The sequence below is a fragment of the Mycobacteroides sp. LB1 genome, assembly GCF_013449725.1.
Lineage (GTDB): Bacteria > Actinomycetota > Actinomycetes > Mycobacteriales > Mycobacteriaceae > Mycobacterium.
Genome location: NZ_JACCFF010000007.1, coordinates 322,351 through 341,619, shown reverse-complemented (window position 1 = coordinate 341,619; position 19,269 = coordinate 322,351). Strand labels below are relative to the sequence as shown.

The 19,269-nt window shown below is 63.7% G+C and carries 23 protein-coding genes; 6 read left to right on the top strand and 17 right to left on the bottom strand.

What is annotated here, in order from left to right; translation table 11 throughout:
- Positions 1 to 333 (top strand): hypothetical protein (locus tag MLB1_RS23955; protein ID WP_219603554.1); only part of this gene is annotated, 333 nt, incomplete at its 5' end.
- On the opposite strand, the gene murA is transcribed toward MLB1_RS23955, so the two are convergent.
- Entirely contained in the window at positions 330 to 1,583 is a 1,254-nt protein-coding gene (gene murA, locus MLB1_RS23510) for a UDP-N-acetylglucosamine 1-carboxyvinyltransferase (protein WP_180752243.1), read from the bottom strand. The genes MLB1_RS23955 and murA overlap by 4 nt on opposite strands.
- A 96-nt stretch (positions 1,584 to 1,679) precedes the next feature.
- On the opposite strand from murA, the gene MLB1_RS23505 reads away from it, so the two are divergent.
- On the top strand, positions 1,680 to 2,255 hold the full coding sequence (locus MLB1_RS23505; protein WP_180752288.1) for a cob(I)yrinic acid a,c-diamide adenosyltransferase: 576 nt from the start codon (positions 1,680 to 1,682) through the stop codon (positions 2,253 to 2,255).
- Between the two features lie 87 nt (positions 2,256 to 2,342).
- On the opposite strand, the gene MLB1_RS23500 is transcribed toward MLB1_RS23505, so the two are convergent.
- The 15 genes from MLB1_RS23500 to rpmE all read right to left on the bottom strand — a co-directional run bounded on the left by MLB1_RS23500 (position 2,343) and on the right by rpmE (position 15,204).
- Entirely contained in the window at positions 2,343 to 2,795 is a 453-nt protein-coding gene (locus MLB1_RS23500) for a DUF2550 domain-containing protein (protein WP_180752287.1), read from the bottom strand.
- A gap of 39 nt (positions 2,796 to 2,834) precedes the next feature.
- Positions 2,835 to 3,200, bottom strand: coding sequence for a F0F1 ATP synthase subunit epsilon (locus MLB1_RS23495; protein WP_180752242.1), 366 nt, complete (start codon positions 3,198 to 3,200; stop codon positions 2,835 to 2,837).
- Between the two features lie 33 nt (positions 3,201 to 3,233).
- A complete protein-coding gene (gene atpD / locus MLB1_RS23490) occupies positions 3,234 to 4,664 on the bottom strand; it encodes a F0F1 ATP synthase subunit beta (protein ID WP_180752241.1) in 1,431 nt (476 codons plus the stop codon).
- Between the two features lie 21 nt (positions 4,665 to 4,685).
- On the bottom strand, positions 4,686 to 5,618 hold the full coding sequence (locus MLB1_RS23485; RefSeq protein WP_180752240.1) for a F0F1 ATP synthase subunit gamma: 933 nt from the start codon (positions 5,616 to 5,618) through the stop codon (positions 4,686 to 4,688).
- Positions 5,619 to 5,638: 20 nt separating this feature from the next.
- The gene (gene atpA, locus MLB1_RS23480; RefSeq protein ID WP_180752239.1) at positions 5,639 to 7,288 is read right to left on the bottom strand and encodes a F0F1 ATP synthase subunit alpha; all 1,650 of its coding nucleotides are present in this window, start codon (positions 7,286 to 7,288) and stop codon (positions 5,639 to 5,641) included.
- A gap of 56 nt (positions 7,289 to 7,344) precedes the next feature.
- On the bottom strand, positions 7,345 to 8,691 hold the full coding sequence (locus MLB1_RS23475) for a F0F1 ATP synthase subunit B/delta (RefSeq protein ID WP_180752238.1): 1,347 nt from the start codon (positions 8,689 to 8,691) through the stop codon (positions 7,345 to 7,347).
- Positions 8,692 to 8,697: 6 nt separating this feature from the next.
- Entirely contained in the window at positions 8,698 to 9,213 is a 516-nt protein-coding gene (locus MLB1_RS23470) for a F0F1 ATP synthase subunit B (protein ID WP_180752237.1), read from the bottom strand.
- A gap of 5 nt (positions 9,214 to 9,218) precedes the next feature.
- Positions 9,219 to 9,470 (bottom strand): F0F1 ATP synthase subunit C, encoded by a 252-nt coding sequence (locus tag MLB1_RS23465; protein WP_005059842.1) that lies wholly within the window; start codon positions 9,468 to 9,470, stop codon positions 9,219 to 9,221.
- Positions 9,471 to 9,531: 61 nt separating this feature from the next.
- Positions 9,532 to 10,290, bottom strand: coding sequence for a F0F1 ATP synthase subunit A (gene atpB / locus MLB1_RS23460; RefSeq protein WP_180752236.1), 759 nt, complete (start codon positions 10,288 to 10,290; stop codon positions 9,532 to 9,534).
- Between the two features lie 6 nt (positions 10,291 to 10,296).
- A complete protein-coding gene (locus tag MLB1_RS23455) occupies positions 10,297 to 10,728 on the bottom strand; it encodes an ATP synthase subunit I (RefSeq protein ID WP_180752235.1) in 432 nt (143 codons plus the stop codon).
- A 261-nt stretch (positions 10,729 to 10,989) separates the two neighbouring features.
- The gene (locus MLB1_RS23450; protein WP_180752286.1) at positions 10,990 to 12,228 is read right to left on the bottom strand and encodes an MraY family glycosyltransferase; all 1,239 of its coding nucleotides are present in this window, start codon (positions 12,226 to 12,228) and stop codon (positions 10,990 to 10,992) included.
- A gap of 49 nt (positions 12,229 to 12,277) precedes the next feature.
- Entirely contained in the window at positions 12,278 to 12,949 is a 672-nt protein-coding gene (locus MLB1_RS23445; protein WP_180752234.1) for an L-threonylcarbamoyladenylate synthase, read from the bottom strand.
- A 9-nt stretch (positions 12,950 to 12,958) separates the two neighbouring features.
- Positions 12,959 to 13,801: a peptide chain release factor N(5)-glutamine methyltransferase gene (prmC, locus tag MLB1_RS23440; protein WP_180752233.1), complete on the bottom strand. Its 843-nt coding sequence runs from the start codon at positions 13,799 to 13,801 to the stop codon at positions 12,959 to 12,961.
- Positions 13,802 to 13,833: 32 nt separating this feature from the next.
- Positions 13,834 to 14,904 carry a peptide chain release factor 1 gene (gene prfA / locus MLB1_RS23435; RefSeq protein ID WP_180752232.1) on the bottom strand — a complete coding sequence of 357 codons (1,071 nt, stop codon included), beginning with the start codon at positions 14,902 to 14,904 and terminating at the stop codon, positions 13,834 to 13,836.
- A 75-nt stretch (positions 14,905 to 14,979) separates the two neighbouring features.
- Entirely contained in the window at positions 14,980 to 15,204 is a 225-nt protein-coding gene (gene rpmE, locus MLB1_RS23430; RefSeq protein ID WP_180752231.1) for a 50S ribosomal protein L31, read from the bottom strand.
- 191 nt (positions 15,205 to 15,395) lie between these two features.
- Here rpmE and MLB1_RS23425 point away from each other — a divergent pair, with 191 nt between their 5' ends.
- From MLB1_RS23425 to MLB1_RS23410, 4 genes are all read left to right on the top strand, one after another.
- Entirely contained in the window at positions 15,396 to 15,602 is a 207-nt protein-coding gene (locus MLB1_RS23425) for a hypothetical protein (RefSeq protein WP_180752230.1), read from the top strand.
- A gap of 153 nt (positions 15,603 to 15,755) precedes the next feature.
- Positions 15,756 to 16,247, top strand: coding sequence for a hypothetical protein (locus MLB1_RS23420; protein WP_180752229.1), 492 nt, complete (start codon positions 15,756 to 15,758; stop codon positions 16,245 to 16,247).
- A 45-nt stretch (positions 16,248 to 16,292) separates the two neighbouring features.
- Positions 16,293 to 16,607, top strand: a complete 315-nt coding sequence (locus MLB1_RS23415; protein WP_180752228.1) for a hypothetical protein — start codon at positions 16,293 to 16,295, stop codon at positions 16,605 to 16,607.
- Between the two features lie 43 nt (positions 16,608 to 16,650).
- Positions 16,651 to 17,208, top strand: coding sequence for a hypothetical protein (locus tag MLB1_RS23410; RefSeq protein WP_180752227.1), 558 nt, complete (start codon positions 16,651 to 16,653; stop codon positions 17,206 to 17,208).
- Here the strand turns inward: MLB1_RS23410 and rho are convergent.
- On the bottom strand, positions 17,205 to 19,103 hold the full coding sequence (gene rho, locus MLB1_RS23405; RefSeq protein ID WP_180752226.1) for a transcription termination factor Rho: 1,899 nt from the start codon (positions 19,101 to 19,103) through the stop codon (positions 17,205 to 17,207). The genes MLB1_RS23410 and rho overlap by 4 nt on opposite strands.
- Positions 19,104 to 19,269: the final 166 nt, after the last annotated feature.

Below are 19,269 nucleotides of genomic sequence, written 5' to 3'. Positions count from 1 at the left end.
CTTTCGGGCGGCTTGGAAACCGTATCAAGTTCGATGAACTTGAGTCAAATTCCCGGTTTTGGCTGGTCACTTGCGCACCATCCGATCGCCGAGATATCTGAATTTCTTCTTCTATTTCGGCTTTTGCTCTATCTAAGCGGCCCGGGAACCTTATCAAGTTCAGTGAACTTGAGTCAAACTCCCGGTTTCGAGCTGGTCAACTGCGCACCAACCCAGACCGGAATTTCGGAATCGCTTCCTTGTCCCGGCCTCGCTCATTCAGGGCAACCCCACCACTGTACCAAGTCCAATGAACTTGAGTCAACTTCGAGGTTCGGGGCTGGCCAGCGCTAGCTGACCCGCTCGACTTCGGCACCCAAGCTCTGGAGGTTCTCCACGAACAACGGGTAACCGCGGTCGATATGGAAGACATCGTATACCTCCGTGACGCCGTCCGCCACCAACCCCGCCAGCACCAGCCCCGCACCGGCCCGGATATCCGATGACCACACCGGCGCACTGGACAGTTGACGGATACCCCGAACCACTGCGTGATGCCCGTCTGTTCGCGCGTCGGCGCCCAATCGCATCATCTCCTCGACAAAGCGGAATCTGGCCTCGAAGACGTTCTCGGTGATCATGGAAGTGCCGTCGGCTATCGCTGCAAGACCAATTGCCATGGGCTGCAAGTCAGTTGGGAATCCCGGGAATGGCAGCGTGGCCACGTTGATCGCTTTGGGACGCTCGTACTGAACCACGCGAAATCCGTTGTCGTCCTGGGTAACTGTGGCCCCGGCATCGTGGAGCTTGTGCAGCACCAGCTGGAGGTGCTCTGGATCAACTCCGGTGACCGTGACATCACCCCGAGTCATCGCGGCGGCGATACCCCAAGTGGCAGCGACGATTCGGTCTCCGATAACGCGATGCTCGGTGGGATGAAGCTGAGGCACGCCGGTAACCGTCAACGTCGACGTTCCAGCACCTTCTATCTGGGCGCCCATCTGCACCAACATGGTGCAGAGATCCACCACGTCTGGTTCACGCGCCGCGTTGTGGATTGTGGTGATGCCATCGGCAAGCACAGCTGCCATCAAGATGTTCTCGGTCGCACCCACCGACGGGAAGTCAAGTTGAATATTGGCCCCGTGCAACGCTTTTGCCTCGGCGACCACACAGCCATGCTCGATCGTGCACTCCGCCCCCAGCTGCCGCAGGCCCGCCTGGTGCATGTCGAGCGGGCGAGACCCGATGGCATCTCCACCCGGTAACGCCACCTTCGCCCGTCGACACCGGCCCACCAACGGACCCAGGACGCAGACCGAAGCCCGGAACTGACGTACCGCCGCGAAGTCGGCGTCGTATTTGAGCTCAGCCGGCGAGGTGATCGTGACGACGTCGCCTTCGAGTTCCACCGTGGCACCCAATCCGCGCAGCACCTCGGCCATCAAGGGCACGTCCAGGATGTCGGGGCAGTTGGTGATGGTGCTGACTCCCTCCGCCAGCAGCGCGGCCGCCATCAACTTGAGCACGCTGTTCTTGGCGCCGGTAACAGCCACTTGACCTGTAAGCCGGGCGCCGCCGGTCACCAAGAAATGCTCGCTCACGCCCGACAGCGTAGCCGGGTAACGTTTCAACGCATGACCGATGAGGCGCCCGCAAGCGGGAGGGACCCCGAGAGTGCGCGGAGAGCATCGAGTGGTGTGCATCTCACTCGCATCTACACCCGGACCGGAGATGACGGGACCACCGGTCTAAGCGACTTCTCACGAGTGCCGAAGAACGACCCACGGCTCCTCGCATACGCCGATTGCGATGAGGCCAACGCCGCTATTGGCGTCGCAGTGGTGCTCGGGAACCCGAGTCAAGCGATCAATTCGGTGCTGTTGCAGATCCAGAACGATCTGTTCGACGCCGGCGCAGACCTGTCCACCCCCGTCGTGCCCAATCCTGAATACCCCCCGCTGCGGATCACGCAGCCGTATGTCGACCGCCTAGAAGGCTGGTGTGACGAGTACAACGAGGATCTACCGAAGCTGAATTCCTTTGTGCTGCCGGGCGGTACCCCACTATCCGGCTTATTGCACGTGGCACGGACCGTGGCGCGTCGAGCGGAACGTTCGGCCTGGGCCGCAATCGATACGTATCCCGACAGCACCAATGTGCTGACCGCCAAATATCTGAACCGGCTCTCGGATCTGCTGTTCATCCTGTCGCGGGTCGCCAACGGCGGCAAGGACACGCTCTGGAAGCCCGGCGGACCGGCACAGCCCGCCTAAATCCTTCAGATCCTCCTCGACATACCGCCTCGTGGCGAAAACACGCGGTACGAAACCACCGCAACACGACGTGTCGGCGAGAAATGCCTAGCGGCTGCGGCGCTCTGCCCGCGGCGAGGGCCGCGACTCCATCCACGACATGAACGCGGTCAGCGCACCGCGATCCAGCGCCATTTCGTATTCACGCGCACCGTCACGCAGCTGCAGCACCACGATTTCGGCGGTCATGATGTCGTACTCATCGCCGCGCGGAATCCGACGATCGAGGATCTCGAGATCACGTCGCGACAGCCGGCGATCCGGCCACAGTCGAATACTGGACAACCGATAGAACTCCGCCTCAGATTCGCGGTAACGCATGACGCCGTGGCGCCAGCGCCGCTCCTGCGATGAGCCGCTTACGCGAAGAACATCTGGGCCGGTGTCCGGTCGAGCATCCCGTAACAACGCGGCGGTCCCGCCATGTCGCAACTTGAGCAGACGAAAACTCAAGGCAGCCACCGCCAAAACGAGAACGGCGATGATCGAGATCTCGATCATCGCCGTCACGCTCAAAGCGGTATCCCTAGGTGGGTAATGCTAAACCGTCTGTCCGAGCGCACGTAAGCGCGCGCGTCCCTGCGCGGCCACCCGTGGAACGTCGGAACCGGAATCGGTCTTGGCCTTGGCCTCGTCAATATCCGCACGTGCCTGCACGGACTCCGCCAGGATGCTGACCTTGGTGTCGGTGATCGACAGGAATCCCCCGTCGATCGCCCACCACAGGTCGTCAGCGCCCTCGCGCTCGATCTTCACCGCGGCATCGTCCACCAGCTGCGCCACCAAGGGAATGTGGTGCGGCAGGATTCCGATTTCACCGGAGGTCGTGCGGGTAAAGACGAATGTGGCCTTACCCGACCAGATCTCGCGCTCGACGGCGACAATCTCGACGTCAATTTCGGACATTCAGTGCACCTCCTTCAGATGGCTAGCGACGAATTACAGCTTGGCGCCGAGGCTTTCGGCCTTCTTCGCCAGGTCGTCCAGACCACCGATGAGGAAGAACGCCTGCTCGGGCAGGTGGTCGAACTCACCCTTGGTGAGCTTGTCGAAGGCCTCGATGGTCTCCTTGAGCGGCACGGTCGAGCCGGGCTGGCCGGTGAACTGCTCGGCAGCCATCATGTTCTGGCTCAGGAAACGCTCGATACGACGGGCACGGCCCACCAGCTGCTTGTCTTCTTCCGACAGCTCGTCGATACCGAGGATGGCGATGATGTCCTGCAGGTCCTGGTAGCGCTGCAGAACACGGATGACTTCCTGCGCAACCCGGTAGTGCTCCTCACCCACCACGGACGGCAGCAGAATCGTCGACGACGAGGCCAGCGGGTCCACGGCCGGGAAGATGCCCTTGGAGAACACCGCACGAGAAAGCTCGGTGGTGGCGTCCAGGTGCGCGAACGTGGTCGCCGGCGCCGGGTCGGTGTAGTCGTCGGCGGGCACGTACACGGCCTGCATCGAGGTGATCGAGCGACCGCGGGTCGAGGTGATGCGCTCCTGCAGCTCACCCATCTCGTCGGCCAGCGTCGGCTGGTAACCCACGGCGGACGGCATGCGGCCCAGCAGGGTCGACACCTCCGAGCCGGCCTGGGTGAACCGGAAGATGTTGTCGATGAACAGCAGCACGTCCTGACCCTGCTCATCGCGGAAGTACTCCGCCATGGTCAGCGCCGAGAGCGCGACGCGCATACGCGTGCCGGGCGGCTCGTCCATCTGGCCGAACACCAACGCGGTGTCCTTGAGCACGTTGGCATCGGCAAGCTCGACCCACAGGTCGTTGCCCTCACGGGTGCGCTCACCAACGCCGGCGAATACCGAGGTACCACCGAAGTTCCGGGCGATGCGGTTGATCATCTCCTGGATCAGCACGGTCTTACCCACACCGGCACCACCGAAGAGTGCGATCTTGCCACCACGCACGTACGGGGTCAGCAGGTCGACGACCTTAAGGCCGGTCTCCAGCATCTCAGTACGCGGCTCGAGCTGGTCGAAGGCCGGGGGCTTGCGGTGGATGGACCACTTCTCGAAATCGCTACCGTAGCCCGGCTCGTCGAGGCAGTCGCCCAAGGCGTTGAAGACGTGCCCCTTCACGCCGTCACCGACCGGCACCGAGATGGTGCTACCGGTGTTGGTGACATCCACGCCACGCACCAGGCCGTCAGTCGGCTGCATGGAGACGGTGCGAACGAGGTTGTCGCCCAGGTGCTGTGCCACCTCGAGGGTCAGCGTCTTGGCCATCGCTTCGTAGGTGATCTCGGCGTTGAGGGCGGAGAAGAGCGGCGGCACGGCGCCACGCGGGAACTCCACGTCGACGACCGGGCCGGTAACGCGAACCACTCGTCCGACGGTCTTGTTAGCAGTTGCAGCAGTCATCTGGCTCGACTCTTTCTATTCTTAATGTTCGCTTGCGGCGGCCGAGGCAAGCGCGTCCACGCCGCCAACGATTTCACTGATTTCCTGGGTGATCTGGGCCTGGCGAGCACGGTTGGCTTCCAGGGTGAGTCCCTTGATGAGGTCATCGGCGTTATCCGTGGCCGCCTTCATGGCGCGCCGGCGGGATGCCGACTCCGAGGCTGCCGCCTCCAGCAGCGCCGCGTACACCCGGGTCGCCAGGTAGCGAGGCAGCAGGGACGCGAAAAGCGTTGTGGCGTCAGGCTCGAACGAGTACTGGGTGGTCGGTCCAGCGGCCTCGCCGACGTACTCGATCTCCATCGGCGCGATCCGCTTGGCCACGGCCGACTGGGTCAGCATCGACTTGAACTCGGTGTACACGATATGCAGCTCGTCGACGCCGAGAATGCCATCGGCACCGGGCTCGTCGCCGTCGTCATCGGCACCCGCCAGGAAGCCATCCACCAGCACGCCGGCGATTTCCTGGGCGTGTGAGTACTCGGGACGCTCGGAGAACCCGGTCCAGGACTGAGTGACCGTGCGGCCACGGAACTTGTAGAAGTTCAGCGCCTTGCGGCCGACCACGTAGATCACCGGGGTCTTGCCCTGCTCACGCAGCAGCGCGAACAGCTCCTCGGCGACACGCAGCACGTTGGCGTTGTACCCACCGCACAGCCCGCGATCCGACGAGACGATGAGCACGCCTGCCCGCTTCGGCTCGGCCCGCGCCACCAGTAGCGGATGATCCAACGCGGCATCATCGGCGAGTGCGGTAAGCACGTTGGTGATCTCGGCCGCGTACGGACGAGCCGCCACCACACGTGCCTGCGCCTTAGAGATGCGCGATGTCGCGATCAGCTCTTGCGCCTTGGTGATCTTCTTGATCGATCCGGCGGATTTGATCCGCCGGCGCAGTTCTCGGATTTGTGCAGCCATTTTCTGGAGGTCCTACTGCTCTACTTTTTTGCCGGAGCCGGCTTGCGGACCTGGACGGTCTCCTGACCGACCTCGGACTCGTCGAGCGCCTCGGCCGCGACGTCCTTGACCTCCACCGAGCTGCCATCAGTGGCGGCGAAGCTCTTCTTGAACGCGTTGATCGCGGCCGTGAGCTTGGATTCGGTGTCCTCCGAGAACTTCTTGGTCTCCTTGATATCGGTCAGAATGTCGGCGTGTGAGCCGCGCACGTGGTCGAGGAATTCCTGCTCGAACCGAATGACATCACCGACCGGCACCGAGTCGAGGTGTCCACCGGTGCCGAGGTAGATCGCCACGACCTGCTCCTCGACCGGGTACGGCGAGTTCTGCGACTGCTTGAGCAGCTCGACCAGGCGCGCACCACGCTCCAGCTGGGCCTTCGAGGTGGCATCCAGGTCCGAGGCGAAGGCCGCGAAGGCCTCCAACTCGCGGTACTGCGAGAGCTCCAACCGCAGCGAGCCGGCTACTTCCTTCATTGCCTTGATCTGTGCGGCACCACCCACGCGCGACACCGACACACCAACGTTGATGGCCGGGCGTACGCCCTGGTTGAAGAGGTCGGTCTGCAGGAAGCACTGTCCGTCGGTGATCGAGATGACGTTGGTGGGGATGTAGGCCGAGATGTCGTTGGCCTTGGTCTCGATGATCGGCAGACCGGTCAGCGAGCCGGCACCCAGCGCGTCGGACAGCTTCGCGCAACGCTCCAGCAGACGCGAATGCAAGTAGAAGACGTCACCCGGGTATGCCTCGCGGCCCGGCGGACGGCGCAGCAGCAGCGAGATGGCGCGGTAGGCCTCGGCCTGCTTGGTGAGGTCGTCGAACACGATGAGGACGTGCTTGCCCTGGTACATCCAGTGCTGGCCGAGGGCCGAGCCGGTGTACGGCGCAAGCCATTTGAAGCCCGCCGCATCGGAGGCCGGGGCGGCCACGATGGTGGTGTACTCCAGCGCGCCGGCCTCGTCCAGGGTGCGGCGCACCGCAGCGATGGTCGAGCCCTTCTGTCCGACGGCGACGTAGATGCAGCGCACCTGCTGCTGCGGATCGCCGCTGTCCCAGGCCTGCTTCTGGTTCAGGATGGTGTCGACGCAGACGGCGGTCTTGCCGGTCTTGCGGTCACCGATGATCAGCTGGCGCTGGCCGCGACCGATGGGGGTCTGCGAGTCGATGGCCTTGATGCCGGTCTGCAGCGGCTCCGCAACACTTTGACGCTCGACCACACTGGCGGCCTGGAGCTCGAGCGCGCGAGTGGTCTCGGCCTCGATGTCGCCGCGGCCGTCGATCGGCTGACCGAGCGGGTTGATGACGCGACCGAGGAAGGCGTCGCCCACCGGTACCGATAGGACCTCGCCGGTGCGCTTGACCTGCTGGCCCTCTTCGATGCCGTGGAAGTCGCCGAGGATAACGGTGCCGACGCTGCGCTCGTCCAGGTTCAGCGCCACACCCAGCACGCCGCCCGGGAACTCGAGGAGCTCCTGAGTCATGACCGAAGGCAGACCCTCGACGTGGGCGATGCCGTCACCGGTGTCGGCGACGATGCCGATTTCTTCGCGGGCGGGGTCGGCAGAGAACGTCGCGACGTACTGCTCGATCGCGCCGGAGATGTCCGCCGAGGAGATCGTCAACTCTGTCATGGCTTTTCTCGTCTTCCTGTTCCTGGCTCTTCTTGCGGGGTAAGTCTGGTGGTTGCTTAGTTGGGCAGGTGGAGGGCGGCCGCGGAAAGCCGGGTGGACAGGCTGCCGTCGATCTCCTCGTCACCGATGTTGACGACGAGCCCGCCCAGCAGTTCGGGATCCACATCCAGCTGCACCGCGATGGTGCGGCCGTAAATCTGCCCGAGCACCTGGGCCAGCCGTGTGCTCTGAGCATCGCTGATCGGGGCGGCCGACTTCACGTGAGCGACCGACTCGTTGCGCCGGGCAACCGCCAATTCGGCGACATCAAGTACTGCGATATCTGCGCGCTTACCGCGCAACAGACGCACGGTCTGCGCCAGCAGGCTGGTCACGATCAGGTTGGAACGACCGGCGAGGACGTTCTTCAACAGCGTCACGCGATCGGCGGTAGGCGCGGCGGTGTTGCTCAGCAGCAAGCTCAGCTGCGGCTCGCCGTCGAGGACGCGGCTGATGCGGAACAACTGGTCTTCGACATCGTCGATCTGACCGTCGCGTTCGGCCCGCTCCAACAGAGCGAGGCGGGCGATGTGTTCGATCGCAGTGATCAGATCACCGGAGGCAGACCAGCGGGCGGTAACGGCCGAGCGCACGACCTCGAGCGCCGGCCGTCCGATCTTGGAAGTGAATATCGAGTCGACCAAGGTGATCTTGGCTGACAGCTCGCTGGCGTCGACCGGCTCGGACAAGTGCTTACGCAGCACCAACTCCTTAATGAGGAGCTCGGCGACCGCGGTCAGATCATCGGCCAGCGCGTTGAGTGTCAGGCTATCGAGCGAGACCGCGTTGGCTTGAAAAGCGGATACCTGCTCGGCGAGCGACTCGCGGCTGGCGGCGTGCAGGCCTGCTCCCCCGACTGCCAACGGCCGGCGTTCGGTGTTGACGCTGCCAGCCATCTGGGTCAGCTCATCCAGGAACCGGTCGACGGTGGCGGATTGCGCTGCCGCGTCACCGACATGTGAACGAACCAAATCGCCTGCACGGTTCACGGATTCAGTACCGAGATCACCGCGGAGCTGACGGATCAGCTGCTGGCGCTGCAGCAGGATCTGCTCCTGGCCGTGCACCTTGATCCGCTCGACCTCGGCGTCGGCCTGCTCGCGCAGCTGCTTGGAGATCTGCTTGGCATCGGCCTTGGCTTCTTCGGCGATCTCGGCGGCGTCGGCCTTGGCGTCTTCGATCGCCTTGGCATGTGCACCCTCGGCCTCGACGAGCTTGGCCGCAGCCGACTTACTGTCGGCGAGCTGCTGGCGCACCACGTCCTGCTGCTTGCCCATCAGCGTGCGCACCGGTGGCACCACGAACTTGACCACCAGGAACACGATGACAGCGAAACCGATGAGCTGCCCGATAAATGTCGACATCTGTACCTAGCCTCGCCCTGCATTCGCTGGTTCCGAAAGGCTCACGCCGAGAACGCGTTCGGCGAGCGTTCGGGACAGGCTGTCGACGTTCGCCGCCAGCTCTCCCGAAGTTGCCTCGCCCTGACGGGCCAACGATTCGGCCGCCGCTGATGACACAGCATTCGCTTCCGCATTGGCCCGCTGACGCATGTCCTCGAGAATTCCGCGTCCCTCGGCCCTGGCCTCGTCGCGCACCGCTGTCGCGGCACCGCGAGCCTTGGCCAGCTCATCCTTGTAGTCGGCCTCGGCGGCGGTGAATTGCTCGGCGGCGTTCTTGGTGTCCTCTGCCGTCTTGGTGACCATGTCCTCGCGTGCCGTGAGCACCTTTTGGACCGGCGGCACCACAAAGGTACCGATGACCGCTAGGACGATCAGGAAGATCGCTAGGACGACGAAGAAGGTGCCGTTGGGGATGAGGAAGTTCGACTTCTCCGCACCCTCTTCGGCGGCCTGCGCCACGACGACGCTCTGCAATTCACCCATGCCGATTAGCTAGCGCCGGGAGTAGCGAAAACGAACAGCGCCATGAAGGCCAGGTTGATGAAGTACGCGGCCTCAACCAGACCGACGGTGATGAAGAACGGCGTGAACAGCCGGCCTTGAGCCTCAGGCTGGCGAGCTACACCGGAGATCAGGGCGTTACCGGCGATACCGTCACCGATACCGGCACCGATCGCGCCGCCGGCCATGATCAAACCACCGCCAATGAGGGCACCAGCAACAATTGTCGGGTCCGCCATCTCTTTCCTCCTTATTAAGTGGTAGCTGTGCTACCAGGGTCTTTCAGGTTGGTCTATGTAATTAGTGGTGTTCGTCGGTTTCCATCGACTGGCTGAAGTACAGGATTGTCAGCAGCGCGAAGATGAAGGCCTGGATCAGACCGACGAATAGATCGAACGTTTTCCAGATGGCGTTGGGCGCCCACATGATGTACGCGGGGAACAGCGCGATCAGCGCGACCATGATGCCACCGGCAAACATGTTGCCGAAGAGCCGCAGCGATAGCGATATCGGCTTGGCGATCTCCTCGACGATGTTGATGAGCGCCAAGGCCGGAACGTGTCCCTTGATCACCTTGATCGGGTGACCGATGAGGCCACGCCGCATGAACCCTGCGGCGTGATAGCAGAGGAACACGAACAATGCCAGGGCCAGCACGTAGTTGATATCCGAGGCAGGCGGTTTGAGGAGTTCGGCGGTGGCGCCGTTGGCGTCGGTGTACTGCACCGGCAGCACCGAGATCCAGTTGGACACCAGCACGAAGACGAAGATCGTCACGGCCAGCGGCAGCACGAACGGCGCGATCTTCATGCCGATTGCGGCCTCGACCTGGTTGCGGAACTGGACGGTCACGGCCTCGAAGAACAGCTGCACACCGTTGGGCACACCGGTCGAGGTGACCTTGGCCCTCAGGAAGAGCGCGAGCGCGATGACGATCACGCCGGCAATGGCAGAGGCCAGGATGGTGTCGGTGTTGACCTCACCAATGAGCGGCCAATGCGCATGAGTGTGGTGGCCAACTTCGATGGCGCCTTCGGCCAGAAAAGTCGTGGTGCTCATGGTCGGCTATACCTCCGCCTGATTCACTGAACGGATCCCTTTCCACACCGGCACAGCGGTGGTCAACACCAGCAGCACCTGGAACAACGCAACTCCGAAGAACACCCCAAGACCATCGGGGCGGAAAACGAACGCGATAACCAGGGCAAGGACGGTAATGACCATCAACCGCGCAGCGGAATTGATGGCCATTTTTTGCTTGCTTGGATTGTCTTGCGCGGTAATGACTTCCGCGGACTGGCGAACGAGGAGAGCGTTCACCAGTCCGAGTCCAAGCCCGGTAACGAAGAAGACGCCGATCGCCCAATGCCCCAGAAGTGCAGAGGCCAACAGAGCCAGGGCGCCGAGAACGCCACAGAGAACCGTCAGACGCAACGGGCGGAACGCCAATGCCGGGAGTACAAACGGGGCATTGGGGTTTGCCTGGGGCGCGGTCATCTGGGGTGTCACCTCACATCTTTGTCGGGGTGGCGATACAAAAAATTGCGTTCGTCGGTGTCAGACCCTATCGGAGGTCCGCGGGCTCGCGGAACTCACCTCAAAGGACAGCTCTCTGTCGGTCAGTTGATCGGTCCGGTGGCACCTGGAACATTCGGACAAATGCTCTCAGAATCCCGCCGATCCGGTGTGGCCGGCACCCGTGAGTTTTCGGGTATGCCAGAACGGTATCACATGGTAGAGGCCGTTAATGCACCCCTACTACTTTTCGTCGTACACGGCTGGTTCCCTTGGCGGACTGAGGTCCGATTCGACATCCGGCACCACCGCATCTGCCACGGTCGGCCGATCGGATTCACGGCGCAACAGTGGGATGACCGTCGCGACAATCGCGATACCGATCGCGCCTAACACCACCGCTCCCGCGTATCGGGGTTCGAAGAAGATGGTGCTGGCCGCTCCGAACGCGATGATGGCCACCCAGAGGTAGATGATCAGCACCGCCTTGCGATGCGAATGCCCGATCTGAAGCAACCGATGGTGCAGATGCATCTTGTCCGGGCTGAAGGGGCTACGGCCCGCCCGAGTCCGCCGGATGATCGCCAGCAAGGCATCCAGCGCCGGTACCAGCATGACCGCGATCACCAGCAGGAACGGCGACAGCAAGACAAACATGTCCTTGGCACCGTAAGAACTCTGCGAGATGGGGCCCGCGGCCGTCGTCGACGCCGCCGCCAGCATCAGGCCGATCAGCATCGACCCCGAGTCGCCCATGAAAATCCGGGCCCGGTGGAAGTTGTGCGGAAGAAAACCCAGGCACGCCCCGGCCAGCACCACCGAGATCACCGCGGGTGGGTAGTACAGGACATCGCCGCCATGGCTGCGCAGTAGCCCAACGGAAAAGATGCAGATGGCGGCCGCGGTGATCAAGCCCAAACCGGCAGCCAGGCCGTCGAGCCCGTCCACGAAGTTCATGGCGTTCACGATCGACACCGTCAACGCCAGCGTGACCAGGATGGACGACATCTGGTCCAGCACAATGGTCCCCACCCCGCCGAACGGGATGTAGATCATGCTCCAGGCCACACCCATGGTGACCAGAACGCTGGCGGCGGTGACCTGGCCGGCGAACTTGGTCAGCGCGTCCAGGCCCCATTTGTCGTCGATCAGACCGACGACCATGATGATGCCGCCTGCGACCACTACCGCCGGCAGGCCCGAAGAATAGACGAAACCCCTTGTCAGGGCCGGTAGTTGCGAGGCCAGGAAGATCGCGGCGCACACACCGAGATAGATCCCGAGACCGCCCATCCGCGGTGTCGGCTGCAGGTGGACATCACGTTCGCGCGGGTAGGCCACCGCACCCACACGGGTCGCAAAAAGCCGTACTCCACCAGTGCAGAAGAACGTCGTGATGGCGGCGGTCAGACCAACAAGGACAAGCTCTCGCAGCGGTACGCCCGCACCTCGATCGGCAAGCGCCAACAGTTCACTGGCCACGGCGCTCACCGAATCTGGGCTCACCGAAATCCACGCATCTGACCGTACTTCAAGATCCTGTGGGTTCTGCGCCATCGGCAGGTCCGATCGCAGTGCCAATGACACTGACGATCTGGTCCCGGGTGATCGGCCCTTCCCGCACGATCATCGGCGCCGGCCCGGTGAGGTCGACGATCGTCGACGCCGCACCCAGCTCCGCCGTGCCGCCGTCCAGATACACCGCCACCCTGTCACCCAATTGATCGCGCGCCTCTTTGCCGGTGAGCGCCGCAGGCTGCCCCGAGACATTGGCACTGGAGACCGCCATCGGACCGACGGCACGCAGCAGGTCGATCGCCACCGGATGCAGGGGCATACGCAGCATGACGCTTCCCCGGGCATCCCCCAGATCCCAGGACAGCGATGGCGCGTGCCTCACGATGATGCTCAGCGGTCCCGGCCAGAATGCCTCGATGAGCTCGCGGGCAGCGGGCGGAACGGCGAACACCAGTCCGTCGATGGTGTGCCACGACCCGACGAGCACCCCGACGGGCATATCCCGCCCCCGCCCCTTGGCTGCAAGCAGCGCCGATACCGCGTTGGAATCGAATGCGTCACAACCCAATCCGTAGACAGTGTCGGTGGGCATAACCACCAATTCGCCTGCCTTGAGCGCGCTCACCGCCGCGTCGATCCCCTCCTGGCGGGTCGCTGCATCCTGGCAGTCGTAGACGACGGTCACCGGACAAGTCTATGACGAGGACGTTTTCCGGCGAGCGGTGACGAATCGCGGCCGGCCCCCAAGATCTTGCCGCTGTGTGACGTCATCGAATAAGCCGCTTGCCGTGAATAGCTCGCACGTTCCATCTCCGTTGCTGTCATCGTGCTCTACGCCGATGCAGCCTCCCGGAGCGAGCAGTCGACCTGCTGCCGTCACGATGGGCGCGATGACTGACAGCCCGTCCGCGCCCGCGAACAGCGCCAGCGGCGGATCATGCTGCGCCACTTCGGGCTCCAGTTCGGCATTCTCAGGGATGTAGGGCGGGTTGGCGACGATCAGATCGACCGTGCCATCAAGATCGGTCAGCAGCGCGGGCATCGTCACATCGGCCTGGATCACCTCGACCGGAGTTCCGGCGGTATTCCGGCGCGTGTATATCAGCGCCTCGCCGTCGAGCTCAACGGCGAGGACACGGGCGGTCGGCTCGTCATGTGACAGGGCGATCGCGAGAGCCGCCGATCCGGCACATAGCTCGACGACCGTCGCGTGTGGCGCCAACTCGCCGGCCGCCCAGGCGTACAGCGACTCCGTCTCCGGGCGCGGGATGAACACTCCAGGACCCACGGACACCTCGATGGGGCCGAAGGCCGCGTTGCCGATCAAATGCTGCAACGGGATCCGCCGCGCCCGCTGCACCACCAGGTCGCGGTACCTCTCGGGAAAACCCGGGGTGATCTCGGTAAAGCGCAGCCGCGTCCGCGGGACGCCGAGCAGGTGCGCGGCGAGCTCTTCGGCGTCTACCTGCGGGCTGGAAACCCCTGTCCGGGAAAGTGATTCGACCGCCTCAGCGATCAGTTCGCGCAAGCGGCTCATCTAGCCCCCAGTTCTTTCGCGCAAGCGGCTCATCACGCCTCCTGCAGGCGCGCCTTCCGGTCCGCAACGGCCAGTGCGTCGAACAGCGCATCCATGTCACCGTCGAGCACCTGATCCAGGTTGTGGGCCTTGAATCCGACGCGATGATCGGTGATCCGGTTCTCAGGGAAGTTGTAGGTGCGGATCCGCTCGCTGCGGTCGACGGTGCGGATCTGGCTCGCACGGCCCGCCGACGCGTCGGCCTGTGCCTGCTCCTCGGCGAGGGCCTGCAGCCGCGCCGCCAGCACCTGCATGGCACGGGCCTTGTTCTGCAGCTGTGAGCGCTCGTTCTGGCAGGTCACCACGATCCCCGTCGGCAGATGGGTGATGCGGACCGCGGAGTCGGTGGTGTTGACGCCCTGGCCGCCCTTGCCTGAGGAGCGATATACATCGATTCGCAGATCCGATTCGTCGATCTGGACTTCCTCGACCTCTTCGGGCTCGGGGTACACCAACACGCCAGCCGCCGAGGTGTGCACGCGCCCTTGGGATTCGGTGACGGGAACACGTTGTACGCGGTGCACCCCACCTTCAAACTTGAGTCGCGACCAGACGCCGTCCGCGCTGTCGCCCTTGCTGGCGATGGCCAGCGTGGCGTCCTTGTAGCCGCCGAGATCAGACTCGGTCTCGTCGAGAATCGTGACCTTCCAGCCATGCCGCTCGGCGTAGCGGATGTACATGCGGGCCAGATCGGCAGCGAATAGCGCCGATTCCTCGCCGCCTTCACCGGATTTCACTTCGAGGAGGATGTCGTCGCCGTCATGGGGGTCGCGAGGTGCGAGCATGTCCGAGAGCTGGGTTTCCAACTCCGCGATGGACGATTCCAACTCGATCAGCTCATCGGCAAATGAAGGATCGTCCGCCGACAGCTCACGGGCGGTGGCCGCATCGTCGCGGGCGGCGAAGAGCTTGCGGTGGGTGGCGACGATCGGCGACAGCATCGCGAACCGACGTCCGGCCTTGCGCGCTGCGCCCGGATCAGCATGCAACGCGGGGTCGGCCAGTTGCTTCTCCAGCTCAGCGTGCTCAGCCAGCATCGCCTCGATCAGTGGCGTCTCGCCCATGCACCCTCCTCAGACGTTCACTACAAAAAAACCGACGCCCGGTCTGCATCAGCAGAACGGGCGTCGGCATGGAAGCTACTGGTCGGCTGCGGCCTTGCGCTTGCCGTACCGCGCCTCGAACCGGGCGACGCGACCGCCGCTGTCCAGGATCTTCTGCTTGCCCGTGTAGAACGGGTGGCACTGCGAGCAGACCTCGACCACGATGTGGCCACTGTCCTTAGTGCTGTGAGTGGCGAAAGTGTTGCCACAGCCGCAGACCACATTGGTCTCGACATACTTGGGGTGGATACCCGATTTCATGGTGATTCCTCTTCGTGTAGTGGTCGCCGGGTCGCCTGCGTTGCGACGTGAACCGGAACCCGTCAAAGACTGAGAGGCCATTATGCCAGCTCAATTACGTAGAACCTAAACGGCAGCGACCAGCGCAGTATTCCCATTTCCTAGCCGCGGCGTACGTTGGGTGGCAGTACGCCGATTCGGAAAGGAAACGCATGAACATCAAGAGATTGATCGTCACAGGCGCATCCGCTGCGGCAATGGGATTGGCCGCCTTCGCGGGCGCGCAAGGCCTGGCCTACGCCGACCCCATCACGCCTCCGCCGCCACCACCTATCCCCCAGGCGCCCCCGGTTCCGGAGGTGCCCCAGGCACCTCCGATTCCGCAGATCCCACAGATTCCGCCCATCCCACAGCCGTGACGCCCGCCTGAGCACCGGCACGTAACGGCGATTGACATCCTGTCGATATCCAATTGGGCAGCCGCGGCATAACCACCGCGGGGCCGCTGTTGAGTATCAGCACCTTCGGTCGAGTCGGGGCGAACCGCCGAGATAATCGGACAGGAGTCGCACATGAATCTGAAAAGCGTTGTGATCCAAGGCGCTATGATCAGCGCGCTGACCGTCGGCACGCTTGGACTCGGTGCCATACCGGCTTATGCGCAGCCCGCAGGTCCGCCCGGTTACATCCAGGATCATCCGAATCGCCCCCACGGCGACGACGATGACGACTGGGGTGATCACGACGGTTACCGCTACAACGACGGTTGGCGCGGTAATGACAATTGGCGCGATCGCGACCAGGACCGGCGGGATGACCATCGGTGGCAGGACGACCGTAGGGAATGGCGCGATAACCCATGGCATTACAACCAGCGCCCGCCCTGGGGCTGGGCCGCGCCGCCGCGCGCGGAATGGCGCGGTCCGCTCCCCGACCGCTGGGGTCCACCCCCGCGGTCCATCGACTACTGGGGATATCGGGTACAGCCGGTCTGGGATGACGGGTTCCGCACCTGGGGTTTCTGGCTCCTCGGCATCTGGATTCCGTTGGCTTCGGTGGGCTGAACCGGTTCCGCCCGTCGGCGTAACAGCAGAAGGACGATGTCCCGAATGGGTCCCACCACCTCAGGGCCCTACCCAATCGTGAACTCGCAATCGGTCGCCCGAAGAAAAACCGCGCGCCGGGTTGAGCGGTATCTCCATGTCCTGCGCGTGGATGATGACGTCGAGCGCAAACCCGGCCCGACCGCCGGTCGGGCCCGGCTCGTGGTGCTGAGCGCGCACGGAAAGAAGCAGCGCGATATCGCGCAGCGCGAGGTCACCAAGGTTCACGCCGAATGGCGAAAGCATTTGAGCACCAAGGAATACGGCCAACTCGCGGCCACCCTGGCAAAGCTGCGGGAGGTCACCGATCCGTATCGGTGATACTGTGCGCACTCTGGCAAAACTGGATCACAACGGGGGCAAAATGGCAGACGCGCGCAAACCCTGGTGGCGTGGATTCCTGATGCGGATCGCACTCGCACTCGTGGTGGGTGTCATCGCGATCTTCGTGCGGCATTGGATGAGCGAAAAGAACACCGAGTCCGCGGCACGCAAGGAGTTGGACAAGTACACCGTGGGCCAGTGTGTGGTGCTGACCAAATCGGGCACGGGGATCGGCAGCGTTGACGCCGCCGACACACCCTGTGATCGCGATCCCAGCTACACCGTGGCAAGCCGTATCGATGCGAATGCCAAGTGCCCCAACGAGAACTACGTCGAGTACAGCTATGAGGTGGGCTCAAAGAGCGCCGGCAAGCTGTGTCTGGTCGAGAACCTCACGCCCGGACATTGTTACGAAGAAGAACTGCTCACCAAGATCACCAAGCTCAACAACAGCTGCAGTGGCCTGGCTTCATCAAACCCGTTCCGGGTGCAGAGTCGGACCGAAACCGACGGTGCGCCATGCCCGGACGACACGACGCCGATCGTCTACCCACAGCCGCCCCGCACCTACTGCGTGACGGCCGTGGACACGCTCTAGCTGTACTGCGGCTCGTCGGCGCCGTTGCTGCCCGGAGTGTTCTTCGAGACCGAGACCAGGAACTCGTAGTTGGTCTTGGTCTTGCGCAGCTGGCTCATCAGCAGGTCGATGGCCTGATGCGAATCCAAGCCCGACAGCACGCGGCGCAGCTTGTGCACAATCGCGAACTCGTCGCCGCTCATCAGCAGCTCGTCCTTACGGGTACCCGACGGGTTGACGTCGACAGCCGGGAACACCCGACGCTCGGAGATCTTGCGGTCGAGCTTGAGCTCGGCGTTACCGGTGCCCTTGAACTCCTCGAAGATGACGGTGTCACCGGTGGAGCCGGTCTCGACCATGGCCGTGGCGATGATCGTCAGCGAGCCGCCGAACTCGATATTGCGCGCCGCGCCCAGGAATCGTTTGGGCGGGTACAGCGCGGTCGAGTCGACACCACCGGAGAGGATGCGACCCGAGGCGGGCGAGGCGTTGTTGTACGCACGGCCCAGGCGGGTGATCGAGTCCAGCAGCACCACCACGTCCTTGCCCTGCTCGACCAGACGCTTGGCGCGCTCGATCGCCAACTCCGCGGCCTGAGTGTGATCTGACGGCGGGCGATCGAAGGTCGAGGCAATGACCTCACCCTTCACCGAACGCTGCATATCGGTGACCTCTTCAGGCCGTTCGTCGACCAGCACCACCATCAGATGGCACTCGGGATTGTTGGCCGAGATCGCATTGGCGATGTTCTGCATGATCGTGGTCTTACCGGCCTTGGGCGGGGACACGATCAGCGCGCGCTGGCCCTTACCAATCGGCATGATCAAGTCGATTACCCGAGTGGTCAGCTTCTCGGTGGTGGTTTCCAACCGCAGCCGCTGATTCGGGTACAGCGGGGTCAGCTTGTTGAAGTCGGGGCGATTCCTGGCGTCCTCGACCGGGCCGCCGTTGACGGTGTCGAGACGCACCAGCGGGTTGAACTTCTGCCGCTGATTTTCTTTGGACGCGTCCGAATCCCGCGGCACCCGCACGGCGCCGGTAATCGCGTCACCACGACGCAACCCGTTCTTGCGCACGAGGTTCATCGAGACATACACGTCGTTCGGGCCCGCAAGGTAGCCGGACGTCCGCACGAAGGCGTAGTTGTCGAGCACATCGAGAATGCCGGCTACGGGCTGGACGACATCGTCCTCGCGCAGCTGCTCGGTCTCGCCGCCACCGCTTTCGTTGCCATTGCGGTCACGACCGCGGCGCCGTTCCCGAGTGCGACGGCCGCGACGGCCACGGCCATCGCCATCGTCGCCACGGTTCTGGTTGTTGTCCTGGTTCTGGCCGTCCTGGCCGCCGTCGCGGGCGGAGTTGTTCGAGTTTCCGCTGTTTTCGCGACCGCCATCCTGCTGCTTGCGCTCGCCCTCGGCGTTCTGATTCTGATTCTGGTTGCGACGCCGCTCGCCGCGGCCCTCGCGGGGCGCGCCGGCCTTATCGGCGTCTTTACCCTCAGCGCCCTCAGCGTCCTGGGCGGAGTTGGTCTCCGGGGCGGACTTCGGCGTCTCGGACGGCAGATCCAGCGCCGTCTGGGTCGGCTCGGGCTGAGCCGACTCCTTCTGCGCGGGCTCGGCTGGGGCAGAGGAAGCCTGGGGCTGCTGAGTCCGCGTAGCCGCCTGGTTGTTCTTCGGTGCGCCGAGCGCGCCCTGATGCTCACGAATGGCGGCAATCAAGTCGCCCTTACGCATTCCGGAGGTGCCCTTGACGCCTACCTGGCCAGCCAGGGCGCGCAGCTCCGGCAACACCATCGTCGACAGTGCACCCAGCTCGTCCCCTCGGCGCTCCTTGCCGGCGCGATCAGAGGAAGCTGTGGTGGGCGCCGCCGGGGTCTCCGGGGCGGCTTCGGTCGCGATGAGGTCCGTATCGGTCACGGATTTCCTTTCCTTCCCCCGCCAAACATGGGGCGAGGGGTCTCACTTCGGCCAGACAGGTTGCTGGCCGCGAAGTTCATGCTGCGGGCCCACACAGATAGGGCCGCGCGAGGTCCTGAGAAATGGCAGCTGACCATTGACCTTGCCCAATATCGCCGCCTGTCGG